We start from the raw sequence: 4,012 nt of genomic DNA, 5'->3' as shown, positions 1-4,012 counted from the left end.
GACTCAAAATTTAGAATTTTTCTTTACTTAGTTAAGAATAGCAATATATACTGCAAAATACAAGTTTAAACTTAACCGCTTACAAGGTTTAAGATGATTTTTTTTCTGTTTGGTCCCGTTCGTAAACATACGTAATCACGCCGCCCTCACTTGCGGTGCCGATAATTCGCTTCCGGTGGTCAAAATTCATGTAGGCGGTTTGAAACGTCATAAACAAATCGGGCCGAACCTCAATCTTGTCAATGTCTCCAGCCTCAAGCTGTCTAAGCAGCTGACTGTAGTCTGGTTGGTCTTGTGTCAAAGAACACATCTCCTTTCAAATGAGTAAAAGTTCAATTACTTGATTACAAATAGTGTTGTTGTATAATATTTTCAAAGGTCAAAGTTGGTCAGTAACAGTTTGTCCTTCTTTATCCTTTATTTCTATATTAAAGGAGGAAAGCAATTAATGCTATGTCAAAATTGCCATAAAAATCCCGCAACCATTCATCTGTACACGAACGTGAATGGGCAAAAGCAAACCATTAACCTTTGCCAAAATTGCTATCAACTCCTCTCGAACAAACAAGGTAATACAGGAGGTGCTCAAAATATGGCTCAAGATCCATTTGGTTTTGGTGGATTAGATGACATTTTCCGTGCAATGCAAGGCGGAAACGTTGATCCAACCAATGGTCAACAAGTGCCACCAACCCAACCAATGGGACCCAACAATGGCGGCCCTAATCGCCCACAAAATGGCGGTCAGGGTGGAAATTCATTGCTTGGTCAGTATGGTATCAACTTAACGCAACTTGCAAAAGACGGCAAAGTTGATCCCGTTATCGGTCGAGATAATGAAATTCAACGTGTCATTGAAATCCTGAATCGACGTACTAAAAACAACCCGGTTCTCATTGGAGAAGCCGGTGTGGGTAAAACTGCTGTTGTTGAAGGCCTGGCTCAAGAGATTGTCTCAGGTAACGTTCCTTCCAAACTTCAAAACAAGCAAATTATCCGCCTTGACGTGGTTTCACTTGTTCAAGGAACGGGCATTCGTGGTCAATTTGAACAACGAATGCAGCAGTTAATCAAGGAAGTTCAAGACAACCCGGACATCATCCTGTTTATTGATGAAATCCATGAAATTGTCGGTGCCGGAAATGCTGAAGGCGGTATGGATGCCGGAAATGTCCTTAAGCCAGCTTTGGCTCGGGGCGAATTCCAGTTAATCGGTGCCACGACTTTAAAAGAATACCGTGATATTGAAAAGGATTCAGCACTTGCACGTCGTCTTCAACCCGTAACGGTCGATGAACCAAGTCCTGAAGAATCCGTTAAGATTCTAAAGGGAATTCAAAAGCGTTACGAAGATTATCACCACGTTAAGTACACCGATGACGCAATTGAAGCGGCCGTTAAATTATCCGATCGTTATATTCAGGATCGGTTCTTGCCGGACAAGGCGATCGACTTACTCGATGAAGCAGGTTCCAGAAAGAATTTGACCATCAATGCGGTTGACCCACATACCGTGGATGAAAAAATTCAAAGTGCTGAAAAGCAAAAACAGGCAGCCCTTAGGAGCGAAGACTACGAGAAGGCCGCTTACTATCGGGACCAAGTTACCAAGCTCGAAAAAGCCAAGAACACTGACAATGTTTCTTCAGCAGATACCCCACAGGTCACTGCGAAGGATATGGAACAAATTGTCGAAGAAAAAACTGAAATTCCAGTTGGCGAATTACAAGCCAAAGAACAACAGCAGCTTCGTAATTTAGGCCCTAACCTTGAGAAACACGTGATTGGTCAAGACGAAGCCGTGGAAAAAGTTGCCCGGGCAATTCGTCGTAACCGAGTTGGCTTCAACGGAACGGGACGTCCAATTGGCTCATTCCTATTCGTTGGCCCTACCGGAGTTGGTAAGACCGAGTTAGCTAAGCAATTGGCTTATGAACTATTCGGCTCGAAGGATTCGATGATCCGGTTTGACATGTCTGAGTACATGGAGCCGCATTCAGTGGCCAAGTTGATCGGTTCGCCTCCTGGCTACGTTGGGTACGAAGAAGCCGGTCAGTTGACCGAACAAGTTCGTCGTCATCCATACTCATTGATTTTACTGGATGAAGTTGAAAAGGCCCACCCTGATGTTCTTCACATGTTCCTGCAAATTCTTGACGATGGTCGTTTAACCGATAGTCAGGGCAGAACTGTTTCATTCAAGGACACCATCATCATCATGACCAGTAATGCCGGTCAGGGTAATGCGGAAGCCAACGTTGGGTTTGCTGCTGCGGCAAGCGGAAAGACTCATTCAATTATCGACAAGTTAACCGACTACTTCAAGCCGGAATTATTGAATCGGTTTGACGATATTGTTGAATTCCACGCATTGTCAAAAGACAACCTACAAAAGATTGTTTCGCTGATGATCGACGACGTCAACAGCATGCTCAAGCAACAAGGATTGGTCATCAACGTGACCGACAAGGCAAAAGCCAAGTTGGTTGAGTTGGGATACAATCCAGCAATGGGTGCTCGTCCACTTCGAAGAGTTATCCAAGAGCAGATTGAAGATAAAGTTGCCGACTTCTACTTGGATCACGAAAATGCTGCCACATTAACAGCTGACGTGGACAGTAAGGGCAACATCGTTATCAAGGCACCGGGTCAAGCACAAGCTCAATCAGCGCCAAAACCCGACTCAAACAAGACTGATAAGTAATTTGAATTAAATCGTGGTTTTACAAACCAAAGGTCCGAATAAAACGACATGTTTTGTTTGGACCTTTTTTGGTTTCAGCTATTCCCCAACTGAATTGGGGATTAAATAGCGGGTTTTGATCGACAGACATTTTTGGAAACTAACTTTGAGAACCATCCACCAAGCTCAAAATTAAGGTCAAGTTATAAAAGTTTGGGCAATTTTTGATTTGAATGTCTTTGTCCAATCACCGACTATGCTATAATTTTCAGTAGAACAGTTCAGAACGGAGCGTTAACTAATGAAGCTGATGGGTTGGCTTAAACAACAATTAAATATATTTGTGTCTCCGCGTTCCCATCGTTATTCAGGTCGGCGAGCGCATCGACGTGACTACCACTTAAAAAAGCGTCGGCGGCATGTTGATGTTGATTCACTTGCGGATGCCCAGCCAGACGCTCAATCTGAGGTTAAACCGATCACAGATGACTCAGATGGGTTAATAAGTGCGTCAACCCACACCCCAGATCCAGTTGAAACCCTTACAATCCAGTCACACGTCACTTTCTTTTATCTGGATGAGGACGACAACCCCATCAAAGCCCCTGATATTTTAAGCGGCACCACGGGCGAGCGATTTTCACTCCAACTGCCCCACTTTGACAACTATTATTTGGTGACGATTACCAACTTTTCAACCTACTTTGAAGAGACGGATCAACGCGTCACACTCCGATACGCCTTAAAGGAAGGATTACCCGTCCTTGTCTATTACCTGGATATTGATACCGGTGAATTTCGTCATCAAGTCACGATTCATTCGGGAAAACTCGGTCAATCTTTTGACGTCGAGGAAAAATCCATACCAGGATACCGCATTATCAATAGAACCGGTAAGACCTATGGCCTATTTGATAAACAAATTCACAGAATTATTTTTTATTACCGCCGAAAAGACTGGCAGACCGTCCAGCAAGTTGAATATTACGTCCGTTTAAAAAAACGACATGTTGTGTTCAGCGAACCAAATGGTCACAAATTACAATCCAGCTTGCCAGCAAACGCCGTTATCAAGATTTTTGCCCGCATTGAAACAACTGATCATCAAAGCTGGTTAAACATTGGCGGCTTTGAGTGGATCAAAAACACCGACCTTGAGCCAAGTGATCCACCAACTAATCACTTTCTGCCGCCAATTACCAAAACTTCCAGAAATCCGGTCATGTGGTTCGGAACGATTGACTTTGTTCCCGACCAATCGGTGGATGTCTTCGATAAGCCTTACGGATCCCGAGTTGGTCAGTTGATGGCTGGCAGTCGAGTATCGAT

General features: G+C 43.8%; 3 protein-coding genes. 2 read left to right on the top strand and 1 reads right to left on the bottom strand.

Features of this window, described 5'->3' with window-relative positions:
- Positions 1-88: 88 nt before the first annotated feature.
- Entirely contained in the window at positions 89-301 is a 213-nt protein-coding gene (locus AB3112_RS09105; protein ID WP_239822875.1) for a hypothetical protein, read from the bottom strand.
- Between the two features lie 147 nt (positions 302-448).
- Here AB3112_RS09105 and AB3112_RS09100 point away from each other — a divergent pair, with 147 nt between their 5' ends.
- Positions 449-2,704, top strand: a complete 2,256-nt coding sequence (locus tag AB3112_RS09100) for an ATP-dependent Clp protease ATP-binding subunit (protein ID WP_057911092.1) — start codon at positions 449-451, stop codon at positions 2,702-2,704.
- 280 nt (positions 2,705-2,984) lie between these two features.
- On the top strand, positions 2,985-4,012 hold a 1,028-nt coding region (locus AB3112_RS09095; RefSeq protein WP_367334341.1), incomplete at its 3' end, for a MucBP domain-containing protein.

The organism is Lentilactobacillus sp., assembly GCF_040773105.1.
GTDB lineage: Bacteria > Bacillota > Bacilli > Lactobacillales > Lactobacillaceae > Lentilactobacillus > Lentilactobacillus parabuchneri.
This window is presented reverse-complemented; position numbering and strand designations above follow the sequence as displayed.

Coding starts and splice junctions, on each gene's coding strand:
- AB3112_RS09100 (WP_057911092.1), top strand. CDS start 449: ATGCTATGTCAAAATTGCCATAAAAATCCCGCAACCATTCATCTGTAC.